This is a genomic window from Aurantimicrobium minutum, assembly GCF_029892845.1.
Classification (GTDB): Bacteria; Actinomycetota; Actinomycetes; order Actinomycetales; family Microbacteriaceae; genus Aurantimicrobium; species Aurantimicrobium minutum_B.
The window spans coordinates 284,408-308,420 of the sequence record NZ_JARXVT010000001.1 but is presented as its reverse complement, the minus strand read 5'-3'; the positions used below and the strand labels follow the sequence as shown (position 1 = coordinate 308,420).

The 24,013-nt window shown below is 54.0% G+C and carries 31 protein-coding genes; 9 read left to right on the top strand and 22 right to left on the bottom strand.

All coding sequences use genetic code 11. The features are described from left to right. Window positions 1-45 precede the first annotated feature (45 nt). Window positions 46-1,455, top strand: a complete 1,410-nt coding sequence (locus M2118_RS01455) for an MATE family efflux transporter (RefSeq protein ID WP_280794185.1) — start codon at window positions 46-48, stop codon at window positions 1,453-1,455. Here the strand turns inward: M2118_RS01455 and M2118_RS01450 are convergent. The 4 genes from M2118_RS01450 to M2118_RS01435 form a co-directional block, all read right to left on the bottom strand. After that, window positions 1,452-1,814: an iron chaperone gene (locus tag M2118_RS01450; protein ID WP_280794184.1), complete on the bottom strand. Its 363-nt coding sequence runs from the start codon at window positions 1,812-1,814 to the stop codon at window positions 1,452-1,454. The genes M2118_RS01455 and M2118_RS01450 overlap by 4 nt on opposite strands. Further along, the gene (locus tag M2118_RS01445) at window positions 1,814-2,023 is read right to left on the bottom strand and encodes a DUF4287 domain-containing protein (protein ID WP_280794183.1); all 210 of its coding nucleotides are present in this window, start codon (window positions 2,021-2,023) and stop codon (window positions 1,814-1,816) included. The genes M2118_RS01450 and M2118_RS01445 overlap by 1 nt, the downstream gene beginning before the upstream one ends. 75 nt (window positions 2,024-2,098) lie before the next feature. Beyond that, a complete protein-coding gene (locus tag M2118_RS01440; RefSeq protein WP_280794182.1) occupies window positions 2,099-2,311 on the bottom strand; it encodes a YgaP family membrane protein in 213 nt (70 codons plus the stop codon). 30 nt (window positions 2,312-2,341) lie between these two features. Beyond that, entirely contained in the window at window positions 2,342-2,797 is a 456-nt protein-coding gene (locus M2118_RS01435) for a DUF1761 domain-containing protein (RefSeq protein ID WP_280794181.1), read from the bottom strand. A 94-nt stretch (window positions 2,798-2,891) separates the two neighbouring features. Here M2118_RS01435 and M2118_RS01430 point away from each other — a divergent pair, with 94 nt between their 5' ends. Then, window positions 2,892-3,728: an SDR family NAD(P)-dependent oxidoreductase gene (locus tag M2118_RS01430; RefSeq protein ID WP_280794180.1), complete on the top strand. Its 837-nt coding sequence runs from the start codon at window positions 2,892-2,894 to the stop codon at window positions 3,726-3,728. Here M2118_RS01430 and M2118_RS01425 read toward each other — a convergent pair whose 3' ends face one another. Beyond that, window positions 3,729-4,193: an SRPBCC family protein gene (locus tag M2118_RS01425; RefSeq protein WP_280794179.1), complete on the bottom strand. Its 465-nt coding sequence runs from the start codon at window positions 4,191-4,193 to the stop codon at window positions 3,729-3,731. 68 nt (window positions 4,194-4,261) lie between these two features. On the opposite strand from M2118_RS01425, the gene M2118_RS01420 reads away from it, so the two are divergent. Further along, the gene (locus M2118_RS01420) at window positions 4,262-5,560 is read left to right on the top strand and encodes a threonine/serine ThrE exporter family protein (protein WP_280794178.1); all 1,299 of its coding nucleotides are present in this window, start codon (window positions 4,262-4,264) and stop codon (window positions 5,558-5,560) included. Here M2118_RS01420 and M2118_RS01415 read toward each other — a convergent pair. From M2118_RS01415 to ychF, 4 genes are all read right to left on the bottom strand, one after another. Continuing rightward, window positions 5,544-6,221: an SOS response-associated peptidase gene (locus M2118_RS01415; protein ID WP_280794177.1), complete on the bottom strand. Its 678-nt coding sequence runs from the start codon at window positions 6,219-6,221 to the stop codon at window positions 5,544-5,546. The two genes, M2118_RS01420 and M2118_RS01415, sit on opposite strands and share 17 nt — an antisense overlap. Window positions 6,222-6,249: 28 nt before the next feature. Continuing rightward, window positions 6,250-7,002 (bottom strand): nucleotidyl transferase AbiEii/AbiGii toxin family protein, encoded by a 753-nt coding sequence (locus M2118_RS01410; protein WP_280794176.1) that lies wholly within the window; start codon window positions 7,000-7,002, stop codon window positions 6,250-6,252. A gap of 77 nt (window positions 7,003-7,079) precedes the next feature. Then, entirely contained in the window at window positions 7,080-7,619 is a 540-nt protein-coding gene (locus M2118_RS01405; protein WP_280794175.1) for a hypothetical protein, read from the bottom strand. A gap of 47 nt (window positions 7,620-7,666) precedes the next feature. After that, window positions 7,667-8,740, bottom strand: coding sequence for a redox-regulated ATPase YchF (gene ychF, locus M2118_RS01400; protein WP_280794174.1), 1,074 nt, complete (start codon window positions 8,738-8,740; stop codon window positions 7,667-7,669). Between the two features lie 72 nt (window positions 8,741-8,812). Here ychF and M2118_RS01395 point away from each other — a divergent pair, with 72 nt between their 5' ends. Together M2118_RS01395 and M2118_RS08865 are read left to right on the top strand one after the other, a co-directional pair. Continuing rightward, window positions 8,813-9,025, top strand: a complete 213-nt coding sequence (locus M2118_RS01395) for an antitoxin MazE-like protein (protein WP_280794173.1) — start codon at window positions 8,813-8,815, stop codon at window positions 9,023-9,025. Continuing rightward, window positions 9,022-9,354, top strand: coding sequence for a type II toxin-antitoxin system PemK/MazF family toxin (locus M2118_RS08865; protein WP_432418369.1), 333 nt, complete (start codon window positions 9,022-9,024; stop codon window positions 9,352-9,354). The genes M2118_RS01395 and M2118_RS08865 overlap by 4 nt, the downstream gene beginning before the upstream one ends. Before the next feature lie 7 nt (window positions 9,355-9,361). Here M2118_RS08865 and M2118_RS01390 read toward each other — a convergent pair whose 3' ends face one another. From M2118_RS01390 to M2118_RS01380, 3 genes are read right to left on the bottom strand one after another with little or no spacing between them, the layout of a single operon-like run. Next, the gene (locus tag M2118_RS01390; RefSeq protein ID WP_280794172.1) at window positions 9,362-9,790 is read right to left on the bottom strand and encodes a helix-turn-helix domain-containing protein; all 429 of its coding nucleotides are present in this window, start codon (window positions 9,788-9,790) and stop codon (window positions 9,362-9,364) included. A gap of 17 nt (window positions 9,791-9,807) precedes the next feature. Next, window positions 9,808-10,488 carry a hypothetical protein gene (locus tag M2118_RS01385; RefSeq protein ID WP_280794171.1) on the bottom strand — a complete coding sequence of 227 codons (681 nt, stop codon included), beginning with the start codon at window positions 10,486-10,488 and terminating at the stop codon, window positions 9,808-9,810. Between the two features lie 37 nt (window positions 10,489-10,525). After that, the gene (locus tag M2118_RS01380) at window positions 10,526-10,927 is read right to left on the bottom strand and encodes an acyl-CoA thioesterase (RefSeq protein ID WP_280794170.1); all 402 of its coding nucleotides are present in this window, start codon (window positions 10,925-10,927) and stop codon (window positions 10,526-10,528) included. Window positions 10,928-11,073: 146 nt separating this feature from the next. Between M2118_RS01380 and M2118_RS01375 the strand changes: the two genes are divergently transcribed. Further along, on the top strand, window positions 11,074-11,835 hold the full coding sequence (locus M2118_RS01375) for a GntR family transcriptional regulator (protein ID WP_280794169.1): 762 nt from the start codon (window positions 11,074-11,076) through the stop codon (window positions 11,833-11,835). A 3-nt stretch (window positions 11,836-11,838) separates the two neighbouring features. Here the strand turns inward: M2118_RS01375 and M2118_RS01370 are convergent, their stop codons facing one another. From M2118_RS01370 to M2118_RS01330, 9 genes are all read right to left on the bottom strand, one after another. Then, complete coding sequence (locus M2118_RS01370) at window positions 11,839-12,057, bottom strand: DUF6186 family protein (RefSeq protein WP_280794168.1); 219 nt, start codon at window positions 12,055-12,057, stop codon at window positions 11,839-11,841. Beyond that, complete coding sequence (locus tag M2118_RS01365) at window positions 12,054-12,644, bottom strand: hypothetical protein (protein ID WP_280794167.1); 591 nt, start codon at window positions 12,642-12,644, stop codon at window positions 12,054-12,056. Before M2118_RS01365 ends, M2118_RS01370 begins: the two co-directional genes overlap by 4 nt. A gap of 9 nt (window positions 12,645-12,653) precedes the next feature. Beyond that, the gene (locus M2118_RS01360) at window positions 12,654-12,782 is read right to left on the bottom strand and encodes a hypothetical protein (protein WP_280794166.1); all 129 of its coding nucleotides are present in this window, start codon (window positions 12,780-12,782) and stop codon (window positions 12,654-12,656) included. 94 nt (window positions 12,783-12,876) lie between these two features. Then, window positions 12,877-13,680 (bottom strand): ATP-binding cassette domain-containing protein, encoded by an 804-nt coding sequence (locus M2118_RS01355; protein WP_280794165.1) that lies wholly within the window; start codon window positions 13,678-13,680, stop codon window positions 12,877-12,879. Beyond that, window positions 13,680-14,726 carry an ABC transporter permease gene (locus M2118_RS01350; protein WP_280794164.1) on the bottom strand — a complete coding sequence of 349 codons (1,047 nt, stop codon included), beginning with the start codon at window positions 14,724-14,726 and terminating at the stop codon, window positions 13,680-13,682. The genes M2118_RS01355 and M2118_RS01350 overlap by 1 nt, the downstream gene beginning before the upstream one ends. 74 nt (window positions 14,727-14,800) lie before the next feature. Further along, the gene (locus M2118_RS01345) at window positions 14,801-15,859 is read right to left on the bottom strand and encodes a sugar ABC transporter substrate-binding protein (protein ID WP_280794163.1); all 1,059 of its coding nucleotides are present in this window, start codon (window positions 15,857-15,859) and stop codon (window positions 14,801-14,803) included. A 119-nt stretch (window positions 15,860-15,978) separates the two neighbouring features. Further along, window positions 15,979-16,986 carry a sugar phosphate isomerase/epimerase family protein gene (locus tag M2118_RS01340; protein ID WP_280794162.1) on the bottom strand — a complete coding sequence of 336 codons (1,008 nt, stop codon included), beginning with the start codon at window positions 16,984-16,986 and terminating at the stop codon, window positions 15,979-15,981. Between the two features lie 15 nt (window positions 16,987-17,001). Next, window positions 17,002-18,207: a Gfo/Idh/MocA family protein gene (locus M2118_RS01335; RefSeq protein WP_280794161.1), complete on the bottom strand. Its 1,206-nt coding sequence runs from the start codon at window positions 18,205-18,207 to the stop codon at window positions 17,002-17,004. A 301-nt stretch (window positions 18,208-18,508) separates the two neighbouring features. Next, a complete protein-coding gene (locus M2118_RS01330) occupies window positions 18,509-19,720 on the bottom strand; it encodes a Gfo/Idh/MocA family protein (protein WP_280794160.1) in 1,212 nt (403 codons plus the stop codon). A 142-nt stretch (window positions 19,721-19,862) separates the two neighbouring features. Between M2118_RS01330 and M2118_RS01325 the strand changes: the two genes are divergently transcribed. Both M2118_RS01325 and M2118_RS01320 read left to right on the top strand, forming a co-directional pair. Further along, the gene (locus M2118_RS01325) at window positions 19,863-20,888 is read left to right on the top strand and encodes a Gfo/Idh/MocA family protein (protein WP_280794159.1); all 1,026 of its coding nucleotides are present in this window, start codon (window positions 19,863-19,865) and stop codon (window positions 20,886-20,888) included. A 19-nt stretch (window positions 20,889-20,907) separates the two neighbouring features. Next, window positions 20,908-21,684 (top strand): TIM barrel protein, encoded by a 777-nt coding sequence (locus M2118_RS01320; RefSeq protein WP_280794158.1) that lies wholly within the window; start codon window positions 20,908-20,910, stop codon window positions 21,682-21,684. A 1-nt stretch (window position 21,685) separates the two neighbouring features. Here the strand turns inward: M2118_RS01320 and iolG are convergent, their stop codons facing one another. After that, the gene (iolG, locus tag M2118_RS01315) at window positions 21,686-22,684 is read right to left on the bottom strand and encodes an inositol 2-dehydrogenase (protein WP_280794157.1); all 999 of its coding nucleotides are present in this window, start codon (window positions 22,682-22,684) and stop codon (window positions 21,686-21,688) included. Between the two features lie 318 nt (window positions 22,685-23,002). Here iolG and M2118_RS01310 point away from each other — a divergent pair, with 318 nt between their 5' ends. Beyond that, window positions 23,003-24,013, top strand: coding sequence for a LacI family DNA-binding transcriptional regulator (locus M2118_RS01310; protein WP_280794156.1), 1,011 nt, complete (start codon window positions 23,003-23,005; stop codon window positions 24,011-24,013).

Below are 24,013 nucleotides of genomic sequence, written 5' to 3'. Positions count from 1 at the left end.
TGTAGGCCGGAGAGGTGTGTCAGCCGGGAATAGGCTTGTGAAGTTATGTCGACTCCAGCAACCGCTACCCCCGGACGGGAAATCGCCAATATTGCGATTCCGGTCAGCCTGGAGTTTGTCTTCATTCTGTTACTGAACTTCATTAACCAGATTGTTGTGGGCGCACTGGGGGCAGTCGCCGTTGCATCCGTAGGACTGGTCAACAGCCTCAACCTGATTCCCACCTTCACGCTCGGTGCTCTCGGCGCCAGCGCAGCGATCCTGGTCGCGAGGGCTTACGGCGCTAAGCGCGAAAAGGAACTCAGCACCGTTGTGTCCTCTGCTCTCATCACTGGTTTCGTCATCTCACTTGTCGTGGCAATCCCACTTATTGCGTTTCCCACTGAAATCCTGCGAGCTTTTGGCGCATCTGAAGATGTGCTCCGAGAAGGCCCCGCCTACCTTGCGGTTTTGTCTCTGAGCCTGCCCTTCGCTGTTCTCTCTGAAATATTCAGCGGCATCCTGCGTTCCGCCGACCATGCCCGTTCCCCCATGGCCGCCACCATCATCACGACCGTGCTCAATACCCCCATCGCCATCATCTTGGTTTTTGGCTGGTTTGGCTTCCCCGCCATGGGAATCGTGGGTGCTGCTTGGGCAACACTGATCATCTCGATCATCAAAGCTGCCGTGATGGCGTATCAGACCTACGGTTTGTATCGCATTGCCGGGTGGGAAACACCGGGCAGCTGGGCCAGCTGGAAGCATGTACTGGTTCCCCTGTTTGTTTTGGGCATTCCACTCGCGCTGACCACTGTCTTCTGGACGTCCGGAAACTTCATCTACAACATCATTGCCCAGCAAATTAGCAATGATGCCTTGGCTGTTCTGCAGATCTTTGGCTCACTCGAGGCTGTTTTCTTTGTTGCCAGCTTGGGCTTGATGAGCGCGGTCACCGCGCTTGCTGGCCGCGCGGTTGGTGCAGGAGATGGAGCACTAGCTCAGGCCTGGATTGCCAAGATCAAACGTGTGGGCGTTTATACCGGCATTGCCTTTGGTGTTTTGTTCGCAGCTAGTGCACTTGCCGTGCCCACGCTTTTTCCAGAGATCGGGCCAGCGGTGCTCATTCCCGTGACCTTTGCCATTCTCCTCAACGCGACCATTCAGTTCGTGAAAGTGCGCATTGCACTTCTGGGGGCTGCCATTCTTCCCAGTGGAGATGACGTCAAGGGTGTGGTGGTTGGGGACTTTATTGCGCCCTTCATAGTGGGCGTCCCCATCACTATTGCCTTAGCCTTCTTCACGCCCCTGGGCATCTATGGCCTCTTCATTGGTCGCACGATTGAAGAGTTCTTCAAAGTGTTCTTCTTCAGCTGGCGTGAACGACGCATTCGGTGGCAGGCCGTAGCCGATAAGCACTTCATTCCCGAAGAACTGCCCGATGACCCCACTACGGGGATCATTCACGTTCCTTAGGCGTCAGGGAATGCCTGGCTCATGCGCACTGCGATGAGCTTCTCAATCAAGGCGTCCGGCACAGTGCGGTCAATGGGGAACTTGACCCCGCCGCCTTTCTCCGAAACCTCATAGCCAGCCAAGTCATCCATCATGACTCTGAAAACCTGTCCAGAGTGCGGGTAGTAGCCAATGTGCTTCTTATAGGAAGCGAAGCCGGCAACGACCTTGCCGTTCACGCGGAACCCAGGCATGGCATAGGAGATGCACTGCTCTGCATCTGGGACAACGTTCAAGATCTGCACTCGCAGCGCCTCGAGCGTGGAGCGCTGTGGCTCAGGCTGGGCTTGGATATAGGCATCGATTTCAGCGACAGACATTAGAGACCGTTGTTCACTCGATAGACCGCAACAATTGCGTTGGCGTGACCGTGGCCCATGCCGTGTTCAGTCTTGAGGTAGTTGACCTGGTCCATGTGCTTCTCACCTTTGACAGCGTCAAGCTGGGCCATCCAGTGATCAATGGGCTGACCATACTTTTTCTCAATCGAGGGGAAGTAGGAGGCAGGTCCGGTCACTTTTTCACTCATGCTTTTCAGAGTAGTCAACACAAGGTTAAAGACGAAGGACTCCGAAGAATTTCGGAGGCCTTCGTGAGGTTCTTACTAGCGACGGTTGTCGTTGCCATTGAAGTTGCGACCAAACAGTGGCGCAAAGTAGCAGGTGTCAGAAGCCCCGGCAGCGATCAGCATGAGGCCAACAAACACGAAGATTCCGCCGACAGGACCCCAGGTCAGTGCGGCAAAAGCGAGAACGAGACCAACAACGATGCGAGCCCAGCGACCGAAGGTCGATGACATTAATGCGGTGAAACCCATGATGACTCCTGTTCCTTGGGTAGTTCTAGATTAGCGCCAAGCACCAATAATGAGGCCCATGATGGTGAGGTTCACCACATCACTGGAGACCTCAATGAGCCAGACTTTGAATCCCTGGCCAGCAAAAAGACGATGAGACAGCGATGACGCCGCGGCCAGTCCGATACCTAACAGCAGACCTACAAGGCCGCCTTCGAGGACTCCGAAGTGTGGAGATACTGCCGCAACAAAATAAATAACTGTGGCAACAGCAATAGCTTCCACGAAAGCAGCGATGGCGGTGGCGCCGAAGGTAACCGCCATGTTGCCGGTGACTTCCATATTGTTAGGGTCTTTACCCATGGCCCGCCACCACATAGGAAAGAAGGTCTTAGGCCCAAACCAGATGGCACCGGCGATGAATGCTGCGACAAAAGCAACGAAAATTGCAAGCCAGTTGAGTTGAGTAAATACCCACACTGGGGCAAAGAGTGGTGCTTCAGTCATGATTCATTCCTTACGCGAATTGTTTCCATGTTAGGACCGCTGAGCGGTCAAACCCATGTTGTGTTCTGGAGCGTCAGGAGGATACTGAAATTGGATGAAGATAAACATCCAGATAAAGGAACACATCATGGACATCTCAGGCAAAGTATTCGTCGTCACCGGCGGCGGTAACGGCATCGCTCGTGAACTCGTTCTGCAACTCCTCGCCAGGGGCGCAACAGTTGCTGCCGTTGACCTCAGCGCTGAAGGCCTCAAGGAGACAGCCAAGCTCGCGGGCAAGAACGCCAAGCTCTCCACGCACACACTCAACATCACGGACCGCGCCAAAGTAATGGCGCTGCCCAAGGCAGTGATCACCAAGCACGGCCAGGTTGACGCTCTCGTCAACGTGGCTGGAATCATCCAGCCCTTCGTCCGGGTCAATGACCTTGAATTCGATGCGATTGAGCGCGTCATCAACGTGAACCTTTATGGCACCATCAACACCGTGAAGGCATTCCTGCCTGAGCTTCTCAAGCGCCCAGAAGGCTACATCGCGAATGTCTCCAGCATGGGCGGCTATGCCCCCGTTCCTGGCCAGACCATCTATGGCGCAACGAAGGCAGCAGTGAAGCTTCTAACCGAAGGTCTGCATTCTGAGCTCAAGGGCACCAACGTGCACGTCACCGCGATTTATCCCGGTGCAATCGAGACGAACATTGCCCAGAACTCTGGCATGGAAATTCCTGCAGGTACTGACGTGCACGAAGCCAATAAGTTCAAGATGACCTCAGTGAACGTGGCAGCGAGCACCATCATTGGTGCGATCGAGAAGAACTCCTACAAAGTTTTCATCGGCTCAGATGCCAAAACTATGGACAAGCTCACCCGCTTGATGCCCGAGAAGGCAGCGGAACTCATTTATAAGCAGATGAAGTCTCTGCTTGGCTAGTTAGCCCAGGTAATCAGCGAGCGACTGGAAGTAGCTGTCCATCCCAGCTTTAGCCAAAGGGATGTGCTCTTCCGGGAGCTCGCCATACTGGCTGAACTTCACCCAAGTGCCAGAGGGACGCTCTTCGAAGTTGACCACAATCTTGGCAAATTCACCAGTGAGATCTTTGGCCGCAAACTCTGCGGGGTCCTGGGAGTAGAACATGGTGTGCTCGATCAACTTGCCGGGTTCGAGAGCGGTGTAGGTGCCCCAAAAGCAGGATTGAAAGCCTGCTTCCGGCACATCCACAGCGATAGCCCAGGCGCCACCAACGACAGGTTCGGACACCGAAGAACCAGGAACGTTTGCCAACACAGTGGGGTGATACCACGCCTCGAGTTGAGCCGCATCGGTCCATGCTTCCCAGATACGGGTCATGGGCTGGGAGTACTCACGCTCTACCGAGTAGAGAAAGTTGTGCTGCATGTCGAACTCCGATCACAGAAAAAAGTTACAGACAGTCTAAAGAACTTAGTGTTTGTTAGCGTTGACTCATGACTGAGCAAACACCTGCGCCTGCAACACGACCTGATGTGACAGACATGCTCACAGAAGCTGCGGCAGCGATGGTGAGTTCCACTTATCCTGCGCCACAAGCAGAAGAAGTTCTTCGAGGTCTTGCAGATGCCTACGATGCGGATGCAGAAATTGTTCTGTTACCTACCCTTGTTTTGACCGAAACTCATAAGCATGGAGTGCCCCAGCTTCGCGTGGTCAAAACGAGCTATCGATTTGACCAGATGACACAGGTGCAATCTGTTCTTGCCCAGGCTCGTCACAACAAAGACAATGCGCATGATGTCGCCGAGAGTCTTCGTGCAATTTCACACAAAAAGCCCATTTATCCTTCGTGGCTTCGCGTGGTGGGCTATTCACTTTCCGCACTGGGTTTTGGTGCGGCGTTCCGTCTTGATCTTCCAGCGCTTATCGCAGTCACTGTCATGGGGTTGCTTATCGGCGTCATGGTGCTGAATCTCAGTCGCAGCACACGCTTTGCTGCGCTGCTTCCCCTCATGGCGACCTTTGTTGCAGGGATGATGGTTGCCGGGTTGGCTCTGATCATTGATAAGCCGGACCCGGTTCGTATGGTTGCCATGCTTATTGTGGTGCTCTTGCCTGGTGCAACGCTGACTTCGGGGATTATTGAACTAGTCAGTGGCTATATGGTTTCAGGTGCATCTCGGCTGATGTATGCATTAATGATCCTCGGCAGTATGGCCTTCGGTGGCGCCCTAGCTATCGGGGTCAGTGGCATCCCCTCCACAAGGCTTGTAGATGTCACTGCAAGACTGACTCCTGAATGGGTTGCTTGGGCTGGTGCTGCTATCTATGGGGTTGGAACTTTCCTCTACTTCTGCACCCCCCTGCGGTTATGGCTACCCAGTTTGTTTGTCATGATGTTGAGCTTTGCCATTTCAGTATTGGCGGTACCTAGCCTGGGCGTTCCCTTATCAGCGGGCATAGCAACTGCACTAGGCCTCATTACCTCGTGGGCTATTAACGCACGCCTGGGTGGTGGCCCTGGTGACTTAGCTATCTTCTTGCCCACGTTCTGGCTGATCGTTCCTGGTTCCACAGGGTTCGTCGCATTAACTGGAGAACTAGAGTCAGCAAAGAACCTCAGCGACGTCGCCAACACAGCTGTTCTGACATTCTTCGCTATGGCCGTTGGAATGATGCTCGCGACTGCCGTCTATCCGCTCCTGAGCAAGATTGCGCCAGATACCAAGCTCATTATGCGAAACGGTGCCGGGCTGATCTTGAAGACAGTGAAGATCAAGCAGGGGAAATAAGTTCAGGGCCGTTGCCTTTAATGGGGTTCACTCTGTACTCGCTCAAACCTGAAGCAACTGGCATAGCTTGAGCAACCGCCAAGTCCACAAGCTCCTGCGTTCCCACTTCCTTGGGATCGAGCCAGGTTGCCCAGAAATCCTTCGGCAGTGGCACAGGATTCCGGTCGTGAATAGATGCTAATTCAGGCACAGTAGGCATAGTCAAGATGGTGGCGGTAAGCATCCAAGGATCGCTCTCTTGGGCTCGCCACCACGAATATAGACCAGCAAACGCAAGGGTTTCAGTCGAGTGGATGTAGTGCGGAACCTTCACTCCGTCTTCGACTACCCACTCGTAATACCCCGAGGCGGGAACCAAGCACCGCTTGGACTTCACCGCATCACGCCATGATGCCTTCGACGCTGCGTCTTCACTTCGAGCATTGAAGGTGGAGAACTTGGGTGGTGCGTCTTTTACCCATGAAGGAATCAGAGACCAGCGAGCGCTCTCTAAGCGCCGGAGCTGGTCACCTGATGAGTCAATGGTGTCAACCACAACAGGTACCTGGTTGGTGGGCCTAATGTTCCAGCTGGGGCCGGGAAGGTTCTCCCCCACCAGATCAACATTGAAGACGTCTTCCAGCACTTCAGTGGGTTCCGCGAGCGCGTAACCTCCACACATGCTGGCTCCTTGGGAATGAGTGCTCTAACTATGACTCAACTGTAGCCAGTGTCCGAATAAAGCCGTTTACCCATAACACGGCTTCTTCAACCGTAGGGATTACGTCCAGACCATCTGCCGCCGCAACATAAAGTGAGCTCCACTGTTGTCCTAGCTGAATAACTGGTGGCCAGGATTGTTGCTGGCGGTAGTCAAAAAGACGCACACATGTTTCTCTTGTTTGCTCCCTGACGAGAACACTGTCCGCTGCAAGGAGCTGAAGATCAACCAGGTCTCGGGCTCGCTCGCTTCCCCACGCAGAAACTGCGTGCAGCTTCTGCGCAATTTGAAAGTCGATTCGCATTACGGCAACCGGCCTCGGAGTTTCCAGGCCAACCTGGTTAAACAGTTCAATGAGATGACTAGAGAGATGGAACTCTGGGTTCTCGGCGTCACCGAGCTCGTTGTGACCGAGCTCAAAGCTCACGGTGCACCAGGGTCTTCCCAAATATTCAAGTTTCACTTCAAATGGCTGCATGACATAGGCCGGAGGTATGGACAATGGCCGGGGTGCTACCTTCTCAAGGAGTCTGCCCGTAAATCCCGACCAGCCGTTTCGAAGTTGCTCTTCAAAATCGCTTCGGAAGTGTTGAAGGTCTGCGATACGGGCAGCATCCAAATCCTGAGTAAACCTCGTAGCTTGACCGTAGCGAAGCGCCATGGCACTGCCACCTTTGATAACACCTTCTGGAAGCAACTGACCGACCACAACCAAGGCCATTGCAACTCTGCGGCGCTGCACAAGACCATCTGACAGCTCAAGGTTCCTGAGACGCTGTTCGAGCGAGCGAACACTGTTGGGCGGAGAGCTATAGATCACTAATGGAGAGCTTTCATGACGTTGGTGAATTCTTCTGTGGTCAGCAACCCCTGTGCGCGAGCTTGCTGAGCTGCTTGTGTCAAACGGGCGCTTTCAACTCTTCCCCGACATTCGAGAATTGCTTCAGCAACCGTTTGCGACCTCAGCCCCTCATAGAGTGCCGTCATTGACTCACCACTCACGTGAATGAGCTCAATATGTGTGGGCAGCTGAGGCCTTGTGCGCTTGTGGACGGCAACTTTGATAGTTCGCGGATTGAGATCAGCCAGACCAAATAATGCCAATACAGTTTCCCCAAAGAGATATGCATCGTTGCCCACACGAAGTAATGCTTCTGCAAGCTGGTCAAATCGAGTCGAGGGAACGTCGGTAACGCGGTAGAGACCATAGGCCACGTTCTCAAGTCCACCCCGAGAAGCGAGCTTGGGAAGCTCAACCCCCGGAACACCTGCTTTTAAAGCTGCCGAAGTGGTAACAAAGCCAAAGTTATCCAGGGCAATTTCCCGAACGAGATCTCGGTATGACTGCTTATTCAACATGTCACAACTCTACCATTATCGGTATTGTTGTGACAATAGCGTGAAACCTAGACGTTGAAGCGGAATTCGACTACGTCGCCATCTTGCATGACGTAGTCCTTACCTTCCATGCGGGCTTTGCCCTTGGCACGTGCCTCTGCAACAGAACCGGTGTCAACCAGGTCCCGGAAAGAAATGATTTCTGCCTTGATAAAGCCACGCTCAAAGTCGGTGTGAATCACCCCTGCTGCCTGAGGAGCCTTCCAGCCCTTACCAATTGTCCAGGCGCGTGCTTCCTTAGGACCTGCGGTGAGGTAAGTCTGGAGTCCGAGTGTGTCGAAGCCAATACGTGCGAGCTGGTCAAGACCGGACTCATCTTGGCCCGTAGAGGCCAGCAACTCAGCAGCATCTGCTGCGTCGAGGTCAATGAGTTCTGATTCGAGCTTGGCGTCGAGGAGAACTGCCTTGGCTGGTGCCACGAGAGCTTCGAGTTCCTTGCGCTTGGCGTCATCACCGAGGACATCCTCATCCACGTTGAACACATAGATAAAGGGCTTTGCGGTGAGCAGACCGAGTTCCTTGATAGGAGTGAGGTCAATAGAGGTGGAAGACAATGGCTTGCCATCGTTGAGCACCTTTTGTGCTTCGTGAGCAGTCTCCAGAGCGATGGGCTCCGCCTTCTTGCCCTTGACTTCCTTCTCAATGCGAGGAACAGCCTTCTCCAGAGTCTGGAGGTCAGCCAAGATCAACTCGGTGTTGATGGTGTCCATGTCCGAGGCAGGGTTGACCTTGCCATCAACGTGAACAACGTCAGGGTCAGAGAATCCGCGGACAACCTGCGCAATAGCGTCAGCTTCACGGATGTTGGCCAAGAACTTGTTACCGAGGCCTTCCCCTTCGGAAGCACCCTTCACAATGCCGGCAATGTCGACGAACGACACTGCTGCAGGCAGCAGACGTTCGGAGCCGAAGATGCCCGCGAGAATGCCGAGGCGCTCATCGGGGAGGTTGACTACTCCCAAGTTGGGCTCAATCGTGGCGAACGGATAGTTCGCTGCGAGAACGGTGCTCTTGGTCAGAGCGTTGAACAGGGTTGACTTGCCGACATTGGGCAGTCCCACGATTGCGATAGTTAGAGCCACAAGGGTTAATCGTACCGGTTTGGTTATCCACACTCTTGCCAATACGAAGTGTTACATGTAACAATTTCAGGTATGTCTAGTCGCATGAGAGTTGCACAACACCGCAAGCAGATGAAAGAGCAGGGCATGCGCCTACTCCAAATCTGGGTCCCCGACCGGGCAAACGAAAAATACTTGGCTGACATGAAGCTCGAATGCGCCAGTATCAACAGAGCCGATGAACAGGACGACATCATGGAATGGCTCGATGACGTTTCTGGCTGGATCTGGGACGAATCAGAGTGAGACGCGGGGAAATCTGGGTTAGCACAGGTGGAAACTATTTGAGCAAACCCAGACCAGGAATCATCATTCAAGACGACAGCCTTAATGACCTCCACAGCGTGACAATTATTCCTCTCACATCTCAGGAAAGTGACAGTGGCAGGATTAGGATTCCTATCTTGATCCCCACACCTGACGGTGACAGTATTCAAAGTTTCGCTCAGGTAGACAAAATAACGACCGTCAAGGCCGCCAATGTCGGTAAACGCATTGGGTCACTATCGCTGCCGGAGATGAGAGCAATAGAAAAGTCTTTACTTACCCACCTAGGTTTTGGATCCTTGAGGTAATAGAGAACTAACGGCTCAGCTGCAGAGCTTCGAGCACATCCTCTGCCCGTATAAGCAGCGTGGCATTCGGGCTGACCTTGGCAGAAAGGTAGGTCGATAGTCGCGAGTGGCTTGTACCTAGACGCTGAGCGAACTCAGTTTGGGTTAAACCTGACTGAAGGATCAGTAGGCGTAGTCGATGGGCAACGCGTTGTTCATCTGAGGCGCGAAGCATACGCAAACGCGCACGAACCCAGTCGACCGCCGCAGGTCGAGAACACAGCTCTAGTGCTTCCTCCAGCTCTTCAGCAACCGAAGAGTCCGCATCAACTGCCGCTTCCGCAACCATGCGCCAATGGCGCAGGGTGCCACGCTCTAGCGCAGTGAGAATACCCTCAGTGCCCCACATGGCCACGGGGTCATTGGGGGTTGCGTTGATATTGCGAAATTTCAGCATGTTTAGTCAGCTCCTTCCTAAACCATCTCTAACGCAACGGCCCGAAGAAGGTTGGTTACGTCTGTCCAGTTATGCCAGGTGCTGGAGAGGTTTTTGTAATTCTTCAAGTTACGAGTGACAGATTTATCCCGAGGCAACGGATTGAGAAGCATTATTGCTACTTGTGTTGCCACGGCACCGTTGTCTTGGTCCTGGTCTGCATAGTATTCATCGATTTTGCTGAGAATCGCGGCAGCTAATGAGACCCCCAATTTATGGGCCAACGCAGCAACGTCCAGATAATCACGTGTCTGATTTCTTTTCACCAACAAATACGCCTTGATGCGCAGTGCTTCCTCGATTGTCGGCACTCGTAATTGCCGCCCCGAGGGCAACGTCTCTTCCACCATCTCGAGAGGTCGTTGCCGAATGAGCTGGCGGATTCCATATTCAATACCGTCATGCTCACCGAGGATGATCTTTCCCGGTGTAACTCGATTGACCACATATTCAGGATCAGCTTCTAACGCTTCCAAAATGACAGTGAAGCGATCTTGTAAGTCGACAAGAACATGGTCGTGGTCAAACGAAAGTCGGTGTCCGGCATAGAGCGCAGCAACAGAGCCACCAACCAAAACCGCATCGGGTACTTTTTCTTGCAGGAGGGCTGCGTCCTCTAAGAGGCGCACAAGCAAGGGGTTGTGTTCCGGCGTAATCATGTACAAATTGTATCAGTTCTGATACAAAATTGGAATATTAATTCGTCGGAATCCGGTCCCGCTCAGAGGTGGCTTCGGTGAAACCATGTGGGAACGGCTTGCCATTCTCATCCAAGCCCACAAAGACGATGTGATCGACCGTGAGGATGGACTTCCGAGTAATCATGTTCCGAACCTCAGCGCGCATGGTGATGGAGGTTGTGCCGAACTTGGTGGCAACCAGACCCATCTCGATGAGGTCGCCTTCAATAGCGGAGGCAACGAAGTTGATCTCAGAGATGATCTTGGTCACCACACGGCGATTACCCAGCTGCAAGATGGCATAGATCGTGGCTTCTTCATCAATCCACTTGAGCAGAGAGCCACCAAAGAGCGTGCCATTGGCATTGAGATCTTCGGGGCGCACCCACTTGCGGGTGGTGAACTCAATCTGATCCATCTGACGACCTCGCTGTTGTCTGACATGACGATATAAATGGTGTGAAATATCGGTCTAATTTCACTAATTCTACCGTTCTGTGGTGCTAATGTCATGACATGGTGTCAAAGATGACGCCATGTAAGCACGATGAATAGGAACACACCATGAATCCCACCGAGCAAATTCTGCCTCTGTCGTTATTTATGGACCTGGAACGCACCGGCCCCATCCCTCTCTACTTCCAGGTGGCAACCCGTATTGAGAAGTCGATTCTAGATGGCACTCTCCCCGCAGGTTCGCGCTTAGAAAACGAAGTTGCCCTCGGCGAGCGCCTAGGCCTCAGCCGCCCCACGATTCGTCGCGCAATTCAAGATCTTGTGGACAAGGGACTTCTTGTTCGTCGACGTGGCATTGGTACGCAAGTCGTGCACGGACAGGTCACCCGAGGCGTTGAACTCACCAGCTTGAACGATGACCTCAATCGAACAGGTCAGAAGCCCTCCACCACGATGCTGACCTGCGAGGTCATCCCTGCCGACGCCAAGATTGCTGAAGAACTCGCCGTTGCCGTCGGTGCACCCACTCTTCACCTCAAGCGCGTGCGTAAAGCAGACAACGTTCCCGTTTCTGTGCTCGAAAACTGGCTCCCTGAAGACTTCACTGACTTGAACCCTGCAGATATCGCCGAGCACGGTCTCTATGCCGTCCTGCGCTCACGTGGTGTCACCATGCGCGTAGCAAAGCAGCGTATTGGTGCACGAAAGTCCACCAATCAGGAAAGTGATCTACTGGATGTTGAGAAGCACGCAGCCTTGCTAACCATGGACCGCACAGCTTTTGATAACTCTGGCCGTGCTGTTGAGTTTGGTCACCACTGCTACCGCCCAGACCTCTACTCCTTCTCGGTCACCTTGGTGGAGAAGTAAGCCTTAGAGCTCTAATTGCACGGTGTCCGCAAAGGCAAAGTGCCACCCGAACCACCACCAGGCAGCAATCACGCCGATTCGAGTCGTGCGTGAAGTCATCACGTGTTCGAGCATGTCCCCGATGGGGGCAAAGTTGTTGGGCTTGCGTTGTGCATAGATCTCGCTAATTATGGCCACAGCCACCACTACGAGGTAACCTGCGATCACAATGGTGCGAATCATGAGCGCCTCCAGAACCTGAGCAGGCCATAGCCTGCAGCTAGCCAGAGACCCACGAACACAAGCCTGCCCCACACGTTCTCCACGAATGGATCGAGGAGAACGGAGATGGTGGGGTAATTCTCGTTTCCGCCTGGCATTGTGACGCTGAGCACAAAGGCAGCAGCTTCCCACACACAGATAGCCACTGCGAGCATGGACCACATCCACATAGAACGAAGTAATGCTGCATGGGGTCGCTGTTCGCGGTCGGGAGCTGGTTCCCAGGCGACCAACAACACCGTGACGCCAATGGCAACGAATACTACTAAATCAACCCAACTGTGACGTGGGGCAAGGACCAAGACGGCCCCCAGCGTTCCTGTGATCGCAAGAGTGATTAATTTGGTAGCCGCGATGGGCTTCTTCATTATCAGGATGCGACCACCGGTCAGGCGGTCAAGAATGAGCATCGCAACCAGCGAGAAGAACAAGATGCCATCCACATAGGCCCCGCGCCAGGTTTGAAAACCAGCCATGATGCTCAGGACACAAATCCACAACACAGCGGACACGCTCCACTGAGGAACCACACGTTCTGGGGTGCTCATACTCTGAGCTTATTCGTCCTTGTTTTTCTTCTTGTTGAGGACGTACCACGCGCCAACAATGAGGATTCCAACACCAAACAAGATGATGCTGCCTGGCGTGCCATCCATGGGCAACAAACCGTCGAGTGGATCAATCATGAGGGCGATCTTTCTGTAAAGAAAAAGGTAGGCGCCCTATCCGCGAAGGTTAGGACGCCCACCAATTATCCCAAGGACTGGGAGTTGAATTGCGTTAGTTGATGGTTGGAATAGTTCCCGTCAGCAACGCGAGTTCTGCTTCGAGCTCGTGCATAGCTTCACCACCGGCCATCAGGTCAGTGATCTGCTCGCGGGTGCGCTCACCCTTAGCAAAGTCATCTGCCTTCTCACCACGAATGAGAACTGCGAAGTGGTCTCCCACCGTCATTGCGTGAGCAACGGAGTGGGTAACCAGAACTACAGCAACACCGCGGTGCTTAGCCTGCATGATGATACGAAGTACGTGTGCAGCTTCCTTCACACCGAGTGCAGCAGTTGGCTCATCGAGGATGAGAACGTTTGCACCGAAGTACACAGCGCGAGCGATAGCCGAGGCCTGACGCTCACCACCGGAGAGGCTACCAACGAGACGGTCACCATCGGTGATGCGGGTAAGGCCGAGGCCCTGCATCTCGGTAACAGCAACGTCGTTTGCGAACTTCTTGTCGAAGCGGCGGAATGGGCCCCAACCCTTCATTGGCTCTGCACCAACGAAGAAGGAACGGCCGATGGTCATCAGCGGGAAGGTTCCACCGAACTGGTGAACCGTCGCGATGCCTCGTGCGCTTGCATCCTTAGGGGACTTGAAGACGACCTCTTGGCCATCCATCTCGATCTTTCCCGAGGTTGGCTCGTGGAAACCGGAGAGGATTTTGATGAGAGTCGACTTACCAGCACCGTTATCTCCAAGGAGACACAGAACCTGGCCCGCGTAGACGTTGAGCGAAACGTCAACCAAAGCTTTGTTTCCAGGATAAATCTTGGAAACGTGCTTGAGCGAAAGAATGGGCTTAGACATTACTTACCGCCTTTCTTCTTAGTCCCAGTAGTGAGAGCTAACCGTCTGAACAGGTTGTTGGTCAATACCGCAGCGAGAACGAGGATACCGATGATGAGCGAAGCCCAGTCAGAGTCCCAAGGGGTGTAGTAGATACCCTGCTGAACGACAGCAAAGGTGATGGTTCCGAGGATGACACCGAATACAGATCCGTATCCACCGGTAAGGAGAACACCACCGATAACTACAGCGATGATGGCGTTGAACACGAAGGACTGACCCTTCGATACACCTGCACCGTTGTAGGTGATGGTCTGCATCATGCCCACGAATGCAGCGGCGGTACCGCTAGCAACGAAGAGCCAGATCTTGACCTTACCTACCTGGATACCCTGTGCACGTGCGCTGATGGCGTCGCCACCGATTGCGTATACCCAGTTACCAAAGCGTGAGAAGGACTGAACCCACCAGACCACAATGGCGATGGCAATGGCCCAGAAGATGACGACGGAGAACTTACCGTCAATAAATGTTCCAAACAGCATCTTCGCAACGGGGTCACCCTCAACTGCAATGTTTACTGTTCCCGCGAGGGCACGGGTGAGACCAAGGGTCAGACCCATCACGATATACATCATGGCCAACGTCACGATAAATGACGGTAGCCCGGTTCGAACAATGATCCAACCGTTGAGGAAACCGATGATTGCACCGAACAGCACTCCACCAACCATGGCGAGCCACAGTGGGAGACCGAAGGTGGTTGCCATCAGCGCGGTAACCATGGAGCTACCGGCAATAACGGAACCGACAGAAAGGTCCAGTTCGCCGGCAATCATAATGAGCGACACTGGCAATGCGACGATGACGAGGTCAGCGAAGATGTTGAGCCAGCTTGCGGCACCGTAGGAGGAGGTGAACTTGTCACCACCGGCGACGGCGAAGAAGAGATAGACGGCGATAGCGCCGATCAGGGCGCCCATTTCAGGGCGGCGGGTGAAGGATCGCAGTGCGCCGCCGAGAGTTCGACGCGGCATTGCGAGCTCAGCCTGTTTGGTGGAAGACATAGATTTCCTCGTCCTTGAGAGTGAAAGTTGGGGTTGCTACCCCCGGGTTTCCCCGGGGGTAGCAAGGGGTATTACTAGCGTGCGCCTGCCGAAACACCAGCCTGTACAGAGGCGATGTTTGCTTCGGTTACCAGTGCAGGACCGGTCAGGAAGACGCGCTCAGCTGGCAGGATGCCGTACTGAACGTACTGCCATGCCATCGAGGTTGCCATGTATCCCTGGAGGAATGGCTGCTGGTCAATACCGAACAGCTGAGTTCCGTCAGCGATACGTGCAAGCACGTTCTCCGAGAGGTCGAAGGTGCCGAGGAGGACCTTGCCGGTCTGGCCAGCCTGCTCGATACCGGATGCAGCTGCGTCAGAGTCCTGAGCACCAATGGTGAGAACACCATCGATGGTGGGGTCTGCAACAAGTGCACCCTTGACTGCCTGTGCAATTGCAGCAGGGTCACCGAAGGAGGATGCGGGGAGAGGAAGCTGAGTTCCTACGCCACCGTTTGCAGCCATACCTTCAGCAAGACCCTGGCAACGGGTTTCCTGGTTTACAGAACCTGGAGTGGTGTTGACACAGATAACGTTCTTTGCACCCTGCTCAGCGAAGTACTCGCCACCGGCGGTACCAGCGATGAGTTCGTCAGAGCCGATGTACATCTGTGCACCAGTGTTCTCCATAGCGGTTACGCCACCAGCGTTGTAGATGAAGACAGCAATACCGGCTGCAACTGCATCCTTGATTGCGGGATCTTCAGCCTCAGGAACCCAGTCAGCGATAACGATTGCGTCAACACCCAGGCCGATTGCGTTACGAACCAGGTCAGCTGCGTCAGGGCCGAGGTTTTCGTAGCTCTTGAGAGGCAACCAGGTAACTTCGCCACCAGCGCCCTGAACAGCAAGGCCAGCAGCCTCTACACCGTTCTTGACAGTGGTCCAGAAGCCATCGCTAGCCATACCACCGATAACAGCAACCTTTGCTCCACCAGTCTTGGTTTCGCTTGAGCTGCTGCTGTCGTCAGCTGCAGGAGCTGCACAGCCAGCGAACAGCAGTGATGCTGCAATTGCTACTGGAAGAGCCTTAACAAGGCCCGACACGCGACGCTTCTTTGCGCCTGTGATGGAAGAGATCATCTTTTCCATTTCCTTTCCTTCTTTGTGATTGCGTTCCCCGTCACGGTGACTGAGACGCTCCTAAAAACCAATGGTGTACTGGTTGTCAGGTTGGCCCGATACAAGTACCGAGTCAATTCTTTGTTGAGTTATTCCGGCTTGATACCGGCGATATCTGCAGCTTCGAGAAGAACCTTGGCTGCAAATTCCAGACCCTCGATGCGTCCGAGGGAAGTATCTTCGTGCTCGATAATCACGAACATGTTGGGGTCAACTTCGTAGAGTGCCTTGAGGAACTCTGCCCAATACTGAGCGTCGTGCCCCTTGCCCACAGCAACGAAGTCCCAAGCAGCAGGCTTGGGCCATTCGTTAGCCCATTCGTCGCCACCCAGGTTGGTGCGAGGCTCGTCAGCGCCCAAACGGCGGAAGCTGTTGTCGAGAACACCTTCGATTGCTGCGTGGGGGTTGACGCGAACGTCCTTAGCTGCCGAGTGGAATACGAGAGGACCGAGGTTGCGAACAACAGCTACGGGATCCATCTGCTGCCAGAACAGGTGAGAAGCGTCCAGCTCAACACCGATGTTGGTCACACCAGTGCGCTTGACGAGTTCACGCATGCTTGCGGGGTTGAAAACCAAGTTCTGTGGGTGCAGCTCAAGAGCTACCTTCACATCAAGCTCACGAGCAAGCTTGTCGACCTCGGTCCAGTAGGCGCCAGCGACGCCCCACTGGTACTCGAGCACGTCAAGTGCATCTGAGTTCCAAGCGTTGACAATCCAGTTCGCGTGCTTGGAACCTGCTTCACCGCCGGGAAGACCCGACATAGTGACAACGCGGTTCTGGCCGAGACGGTGAGCCAGACGGATAGAACGCTTAACGTCTTCACCGTGCTTGTCACCAATGACGGCGTTGGGGTGAAGAGGGTTACCGTTGCAGTTCAAACCACCGATAACAACGCCGGTGCCTTCGAACAGAGCCAGGAAATCATCACGGGCAGCATCGCTGACCAGGATGTCATCCATAGTGGGTACGTGAGTTGCTGGCAAGAATCCACCAGTGTTGATCTCAATTGCTCCGAGACCGAGGTCAGAGATGACCTTGAGTGCTTCGGGAAGTGAGCGATCGTGGAGGATCGCGTTGTAGACGCCGAGTTTCAACGTAGTTCTCTCTTCTTAGTAGTGCAGGTAGGAGGGGTCAGCCGCTGGAACGTCTACTGACGAACCATTAAGGTTGTAGGACTCAATGACCGAGCCAATAACTTCCATGTTGTGGAGGCCATCTTCGAAGCTGGGGCAGTAAGGCAGAGCAGGAGTCGAAGGCAAGCCAGCAACTTCCTGAAGGAATGCGCGGTTCTGGAAGAAGAACTGATCGTTCTGGCCAACACCAACACCGGGAGCGTCAACGGGGACACCGCCAGCGATGTAGGGGTGATCAGGACCAACCTGGACTGTGCGGTAACCGCGCTCGCCGTAGGGGCCTTCGTTGAACATGAGCTGGAACTCACCATTACGACGCTGGTCGAAAACTGCAGCGCCCTTTTCGCAGAAAACCTCGAACTTGAGGCTGGTGGGGTGACCAGCAGCAACACGAGAAACCTCGATTACACCGGGTACGCCACCAAAGTCGACGGAGAAGCCTGCGTAGTCATCGTTTTCGACTGCATCCATCTCACCGGTCACAGCTGCGAGGCCGTGACCCATGACTGCACCAGTTGCGACGGGGCGCTCGGTGATGGAGGTGACGAAACGTGCACCGGAAACTGCCTTGAAGGGCTTGCCTACGATGAATTCGGAGACGTAGGAGATGTGGCTTCCGACGTCAGCGAGTGCACCAGTTCCCTGAGCACCCTTATAGCGCCATGAGATAGGTGCGTTGGGGTCTGAGGAGTAGTCAGCCCAGTACTGGCCACTGAAGTGGAGGACCTTGCCGAGCTTGCCGGACTGGATCAGGTTGCGGATAGCTGCGATTGCAGGGTTGCGCAGGAAGGTGAGACCAACACGTGCGGTGGTCGATGCGCGGTTTGCAGCAGCGATCATGGCCTGGGCGTCTTCGAGGGTGTCACTCAATGGCTTCTCACACAGAACGTGCTTGCCCGCGTCGAGGAGACCTTCAACGATTTCGCGGTGCAGGTGGTTTGCCACAACAACGCTCACAGCGTTGATGTTGGGGTCATCTGCAATGGCACGCCAGTCAGTGTCAGTGCGCTCGTAACCGAAGCGGTCTGCAGCCATCTTGCCAAAGGTGGGGTTTACATCACCGATGGAGACAAGCTTGATTTCAGGAAGGTCTGAACCGTAAAGAGAAGTTGCTGCACGGTAAGCGGCTGCGTGAGCACGTCCTGCCATTCCTGCACCGATTACTGCGACACCGATTGTCATCTGACTAAATCTCCTTTGATTTGTGCTCTGAGTTATGAGCTGATCTTCCTGAAAAAGATCGAATATTAGAACGCTCCAAAAACTACCAGTCAAAAATGAATTTCGACCCGTTGTTTATCGTATTGTTATTTTGTCCTTACAAAGTCACAATGTCAAGTGCGTACGAAATTTCGGCATTTTGAATTCAGATTTCGACAGAAATCGTTGAATTAACAAGGATTTTCGACTGAAATCACTGCAATTGTGATTGCTCTTTCTGAAACAGAAAATGTTAAGTTGTCCGACTTTGTTTGCTGAATTGTTACTTTGACACCGCAGCAGTGGATCCAGAAACAGGTGCAACCTTGTGCCAGCGCTCGTCTTCGGCAGAAGCCAAAGCAGCGTCCACAACACGTGAAGCAGCTACAGCATCGTGGATGTTCGAATTGAGATGTTCACGCCCGAGATAGCTTTGAACAAACTTCTTAGCTTCAATGATTTTGAGATCGTCAAAGCCCATCGATGTCCCTGCACCTGGCTGGAAATGTCCAAAGTCACCAAACGAGGGCCCTGCCATGATGCGCTGGTAGCCAACTCGGACAGGGTCTCCCCCGATAGCAAGCTCGAGTTCGTTCAGACGTTCAAAGTCCCACTTGAGCGATCCGTTAGTGCCATAGATTTCTAGGTCATAGGACGCACGCTTTCCAACGGTCACTCGTGAAGCTTCCAAAGTGCCCAGCGCACCAGAGGCAACTGCGTCTGTACGGAGCTGAACCAGCATGGCAACGTAGTCTTCATTCTCCACGTCGCCGAGTTCTCCCCCTTCAACGAGGTCAAAGTGGGTACCCCCACCCGGTGCTGGGATGGGGCGCTGGGGGTGCACCGTTGACGTAGCAGCACTGACCCGATCGATGGGGCCCAAGATGTAGTGAACGAGATCAACCAAGTGCCCTACGAGGTCTCCGGAAACACCACTACCCGCCATCTCTTTGATAAAGCGCCACGATAGAGCTCCGCGGGGGTCAGAAGAGTAGTCGGCAAAGAATGTGCCACGGAAGTTTGTAATTCGACCGAGTTCTCCGGAAGCAATGATCTGCTTGGCATACTCCAACGCAGGGGCATGCCGGTAGTTGAACCCGATAGATGTGGTTACGCCAGTTTCCTGGACTGCCGCTTCAACAGATTCAGTGTCTGCGGCATGACGACCCACAGGCTTTTCGATCCAGAATGACTTACCAGCCTTTGCTGCCGCGATGCCAATCTCTGCGTGCAGGAAGTTGGGCGCACAAATGGAGACAACATCCACGTCAGTGCGAGCAAGCACCTCGTGATAATCACCGGTAGCCTCAGCGAAGCCGAGCACATCACGAGCGTAATCTTGGCGGTCTGGCACAGGATCTGCTGCAATGACGAGCTCAGGCTTAATACCCAGCTCGGGATAGAACACAGGAAGTGCTTGATACGCGCGCGTATGTACCTTGCCCATCCAGCCAACAGAGATAAGTCCTACGCCGAGACGCTGTGATGTTGTCATGAGATGTCCTTGAAAAAAGGCAATCAGGAATGTGGACAGGGTGTCTTCATTGACCTCGTGCAATTGCCGGAGCTTGTTTACATAGTAATCACTGTTGAGAAATTTGTTCTAATGTCCTTACCTGTTCACTAGGCTAATTCTCATGAGCGTTCTCCCCCAGCCCAACATCATCGACCCCACCTCCGTGCCCAGCCTGCGCTGGGGAATCTTGGGAGCAGGTGGGATTGCTCGCACCTGGGCAGGAACTGTCCTCACCAACACGTCACAGCAGATTGTCGCTGTTGCCTCGCGCACCCCGGGTAAAGCTGAAGAATTCGCCCACGATCTGGGCGTACAGCGCGCTTATAACACCTACGACGAACTCGTTGGTCAAGCAGACATTGATGCGATCTACATCGCCTCGTATCCTTCTGACCACAAGGAACACGCATTACTTGCTATTGCCGCAGGCAAGCACGTCCTCATTGAGAAGCCCACCACTATGAACTCCAGAGATGCGGCAGCAATCTTTGAGGCGTCCACAGCGGCAGGTGTTTTTGCCATGGAAGCCATGTGGACCAGGTACCTCCCCCAGTTCGACATCGCACGTCAGCTACTTGCCGATGGTGCTCTTGGAGAGCTTGATTTATTGGTAGCCACTTTCTGTCAGGACAATCGTCACCTCGAAAGAATGTGGACTAAAGGCGGCGGTTCACCGGTCTTCGATATGGGCATTTACCCCATCGCTTTTGCCCAGATGTTCCTCGGGAACCCCACGAACATCACGGCGTTTGGCGTTGTGCGCGAAGACCTCATCGAAGAAGAAGCGCATGTGTTGATGAGTTACGACGACACTCCAGCGCGCACCAACTTCATTGTCTCTGGCCGCACAGCGCTCCCCCATACCGGCGCTGTATCAGGCTCCAAGGGCGCATTGAACTTCGGTACTCCCTTCGTTGTTCCCTCTTCTATTACTCTGCTCAACACTGAGTTCAACGACACCGGAGTGACATGGACTGACAACACCGGCATCGTGGGCCACCAAGGCCTGTGTTACCAGGTGAACTACTTCGCACAGTACGTGGGTGAAGGTTTCCTTGAATCTCCGCTCCACACCCACGATGACGTCGTCACCAACATCGCTGTTGCAGAAGAAATCATCGACATCATTGGCGCTAACCCTCACTAAATACTTCTAAGGACCTGTTATGACGAGCTACCGCCTCGCTGCCTCTGCCGAAATGCTCTTCACCGAGCTTCCCTTTGATGAGCGCGTGCAGCACATCCACAACCGTGGTTTTGAAGTAGAGATCTGGGATTGGACCACCAAGGACCTCCCCGCGCTTGCCGCGACGGGAGCCACGTTCTCCAGCATGACGGGCTATATCGAGGGCGACCTTCTCGAAGAGGATGGCATCGCTCGTCTCCTGGAGACAGCATTGCTGTCGCTGGAGGCATCGACCATCATTGACGCGCCTCGCCTGAATCTCCATGGCACCGGTCTTGATTCCAATGGACAAAGTATTCGCAAGCGTGAAAGTGTGACTGCGGCTGAATGGTCAACCGCTCGTGACACCTTGGCCAAGTTGGCAGAACTTGGCGAGAAGCACGGCAAGCAGTTCACCCTTGAAAACCTCAACCTTGCTGTGGATCACCCCGGGACACCATTCGCTCGAGCTGAAGACACCATTGCCTTAGTCGAAGCAGTGAACAGCCCCCACTTGGCATTGAACCTTGATCTGTATCACGCTCAAATTGGCGAAGGTAATCTCGTCGAGCTCGTGCGGAGAGCATTCCCCCTGATCGGGGAAATCCAGGTCGCAGACGTTCCTGGACGTTGCGAACCTGGCACAGGCGAAATCAACTACCGCCGCATAGCTGCAGAACTCAAGGCTCTGGGCTACACCGGCGTTGTCGGCCTCGAGGGCTGGTCGTCAGGAGATTCTGACGCGGCCCTCGATGCTTTCGCTGATTTCTTCGCGTGATTTAGAGCTTGACTGCTTTACCTGTCTGAGCTGATTCCAGAGCAGCGTTAGCCAGCACGAGAGCGGCGCGGCCGTCTTCATAGTTCGGGTTAATGGCCTTACCTGAACGAATGCTGGTGGCGAAGTCTGCTAACTCGTTCTGGTAGCTCAACGCATAACGCTCCAGGAAGAAGTTGAAGTAGGGCTCGCGCACCTCAACGGCCTCTGCTGTGTGAAGTTGAACTGAGGTGGGGGTGAGGTTGGAAGCCGTGAGCATGCCGAGGCTTCCGAAAGCTTCAAGACGCTGGTCATAGCCGAAGGATGCGTGACGTGAGTTCACAATAGTGACCAGCTCGTTGTTAGCCCCACGAAGCGTAACGGCAACGCTGTCGTAGTCGCCTTCTTCAGCGATGTAGTCGCAGAAGGCGTTCGTGCCCGTTGCACTGACCTCAACAATGTTGGGGACGAAGAAACGGGCCATGTCGAAGTCGTGAATGGTCATATCGCGGAAAATACCGCCACTGACATGGATGTATTCCTGAGGCGCGGGTGCTGGGTCGCGGCTGATGATGATGAGCTGCTCGAGGGTACCGATTTCGCCTGCAGCAACACGGGCTTGGATTTGGTTGAAACCGGGGTCGAAACGACGGTTGAAACCGATGGCAATAAGAGTTTTGGCTTTGGATGCTTTCTCGCGAAGCGCATCGACGCGCTCGATGTCGAGGTCAATGGGCTTCTCGCACAGAACGTGGAGTCCCAGGTCGATAGCACGCTCAATCAAACCCAAGTGAGTCGGAGTGGGAGCGGCGACCAGAATGGCATCCACTTCCCCACTGTTGAGGAGAACTTCGGGGTCATCGGTGATCTTGCCACCATAAAGGCTCTGGATGTTCTCTGCACCCGCAATGAAGGTGTCACACGTGTAGGTCAACTCAAAATCATTCGAGCGATCAATTGTTGCTGCGTGGACCTGGCCAATACGGCCGGTGCCAATCAAACCAATGCGGATGGGAGAAGTCATCGTTGAGTTCCTGTCATGAAGATGTTTGTTACAACATACTCTCAAAGTCTTAATGTTTCCACCCAGGCAAGAGCACGCGAAAGATAAGGGGATTAAGCAACAAAACCCGAGCAAATGCTCGGGTTTTGTTGTTCCCTCCCTCAGGAGTTTTGACTCAAAACTCCGTTGGAACTTGCGGATATAAGTTGAGCGTCGGCCTGGAGGCATGGACCGCTCCAACTGATCCTGGATACAAACTATACGCTCAGACTTTGTTAAGTCAATATGAGAAAGTAACTTCTCTTCGCCAATCATTTCCTAAAGTGAGAGAGTTAACAAGTGACCGCTCAGAAATCCACCAAACGCCCCACCATTTATGAAGTGGCGGCGTTAGCTGGTGTTTCTAAATCACTGGTCTCTCTCGTCCTGCGCGACTCCCCGCAAGTCAGCCCCGCCCGGCGCGAAGCAGTTCTCACCGCGATTAAGAAGCTCAACTACGAGCCCAATGCTGCAGCCTCTAACTTGGCCGGAAAAAGTTCCGGTCTGATTGGTGTGGTCATAGATGACTACAGCAACACCTGGTTTATTGAGACACTCAAAGGACTTCGTGAAATCTTCGATGAAGCGGGCTACCACCTCGCTGTGAGCGACCTGCATGAAGTGCGCAGCAGGCACTCCGACGCCGCCTCCGCCCTGTTGGCGATGAAGGTGGACGGTCTCGTCGTTGCAGCAGAACCTTCTAACCTGAGCGATCGCTCAAAGGAAATCCCCTACGTCATCATTGGGAGCCGTCAAACCCGCCCTCAACGCGCTGACGTGGTCACCGGAAGCGATGAGCTTGGCGCAGAACTTGTTGTCGATCATCTCGCAGACTTAGGCCACAAATACATTGGTCACATCACCGGACGTGATGGAGCTGCCCACAAACGTCTTGATGGTTTCCTTTCGCAAACCAAAGCACGCGGGTGTCACGGTTATTTTGCTGGTGAAGGCAGGGCAACTGATGAAGAAACCGGGTACGACTGCACACTGGAATTAATGAAAGTCCACCCCGAGATCACCGCTATCTTTGCTGCGAACGACTTCATGGCAGCTGGGGCTATTGCTGCTCTCAAGAAGCTCAAGAAACGTGTCCCTCAGGACGTTTCTGTCGCAGGATATGACGACACGGTGATTGCAGGTCCAAAGTTTCTAGACCTGACCACCGTCAGTGACTCAGGTGCCGAAATTGGACGCCAAGCAGCAAAGCTGCTGTTGCGCCGCATCAAAGCAGCGCAAACTGCACCTCATGATCTGGATCTCGTCCCCACGCTGATTGCGCGAGGCAGCACGTCAAAAGTGAAGAAGTAG

Bases quoted from the DNA above. Each gene is read 5' to 3' on its own strand.
- M2118_RS01330 (WP_280794160.1), bottom strand. From the start codon at position 19,720: ATGACAACATCACAGCGTCTCGGCGTAGGACTTATCTCTGTTGGCTGG.
- M2118_RS01405 (WP_280794175.1), bottom strand. From the start codon at position 7,619: ATGTTGAATAAGCAGTCATACCGAGATCTCGTTCGGGAAATTGCCCTG.
- M2118_RS01360 (WP_280794166.1), bottom strand. From the start codon at position 12,782: ATGATTGATCCACTCGACGGTTTGTTGCCCATGGATGGCACGCCAGGC.
- M2118_RS01370 (WP_280794168.1), bottom strand. From the start codon at position 12,057: ATGATTCGCACCATTGTGATCGCAGGTTACCTCGTAGTGGTGGCTGTG.
- M2118_RS01425 (WP_280794179.1), bottom strand. From the start codon at position 4,193: ATGCAGCACAACTTTCTCTACTCGGTAGAGCGTGAGTACTCCCAGCCC.
- M2118_RS01420 (WP_280794178.1), top strand. From the start codon at position 4,262: ATGACTGAGCAAACACCTGCGCCTGCAACACGACCTGATGTGACAGAC.
- M2118_RS01430 (WP_280794180.1), top strand. From the start codon at position 2,892: ATGAAGATAAACATCCAGATAAAGGAACACATCATGGACATCTCAGGC.
- M2118_RS01415 (WP_280794177.1), bottom strand. From the start codon at position 6,221: ATGTGTGGAGGTTACGCGCTCGCGGAACCCACTGAAGTGCTGGAAGAC.
- M2118_RS01380 (WP_280794170.1), bottom strand. From the start codon at position 10,927: ATGGATCAGATTGAGTTCACCACCCGCAAGTGGGTGCGCCCCGAAGAT.
- M2118_RS01435 (WP_280794181.1), bottom strand. From the start codon at position 2,797: ATGACTGAAGCACCACTCTTTGCCCCAGTGTGGGTATTTACTCAACTC.
- M2118_RS01450 (WP_280794184.1), bottom strand. From the start codon at position 1,814: ATGTCTGTCGCTGAAATCGATGCCTATATCCAAGCCCAGCCTGAGCCA.
- M2118_RS01350 (WP_280794164.1), bottom strand. From the start codon at position 14,726: ATGTCTTCCACCAAACAGGCTGAGCTCGCAATGCCGCGTCGAACTCTC.
- M2118_RS01390 (WP_280794172.1), bottom strand. From the start codon at position 9,790: ATGCTGAAATTTCGCAATATCAACGCAACCCCCAATGACCCCGTGGCC.
- M2118_RS01355 (WP_280794165.1), bottom strand. From the start codon at position 13,680: ATGTCTAAGCCCATTCTTTCGCTCAAGCACGTTTCCAAGATTTATCCT.
- M2118_RS01395 (WP_280794173.1), top strand. From the start codon at position 8,813: ATGTCTAGTCGCATGAGAGTTGCACAACACCGCAAGCAGATGAAAGAG.
- M2118_RS01445 (WP_280794183.1), bottom strand. From the start codon at position 2,023: ATGAGTGAAAAAGTGACCGGACCTGCCTCCTACTTCCCCTCGATTGAG.
- M2118_RS01365 (WP_280794167.1), bottom strand. From the start codon at position 12,644: ATGAGCACCCCAGAACGTGTGGTTCCTCAGTGGAGCGTGTCCGCTGTG.
- M2118_RS01320 (WP_280794158.1), top strand. From the start codon at position 20,908: ATGACGAGCTACCGCCTCGCTGCCTCTGCCGAAATGCTCTTCACCGAG.
- M2118_RS01455 (WP_280794185.1), top strand. From the start codon at position 46: ATGTCGACTCCAGCAACCGCTACCCCCGGACGGGAAATCGCCAATATT.
- M2118_RS01440 (WP_280794182.1), bottom strand. From the start codon at position 2,311: ATGGGTTTCACCGCATTAATGTCATCGACCTTCGGTCGCTGGGCTCGC.
- M2118_RS01335 (WP_280794161.1), bottom strand. From the start codon at position 18,207: ATGACAATCGGTGTCGCAGTAATCGGTGCAGGAATGGCAGGACGTGCT.
- M2118_RS01385 (WP_280794171.1), bottom strand. From the start codon at position 10,488: ATGATTACGCCGGAACACAACCCCTTGCTTGTGCGCCTCTTAGAGGAC.
- M2118_RS01375 (WP_280794169.1), top strand. From the start codon at position 11,074: ATGAATCCCACCGAGCAAATTCTGCCTCTGTCGTTATTTATGGACCTG.
- iolG (WP_280794157.1), bottom strand. From the start codon at position 22,684: ATGACTTCTCCCATCCGCATTGGTTTGATTGGCACCGGCCGTATTGGC.
- M2118_RS01345 (WP_280794163.1), bottom strand. From the start codon at position 15,859: ATGGAAAAGATGATCTCTTCCATCACAGGCGCAAAGAAGCGTCGCGTG.
- M2118_RS01325 (WP_280794159.1), top strand. From the start codon at position 19,863: ATGAGCGTTCTCCCCCAGCCCAACATCATCGACCCCACCTCCGTGCCC.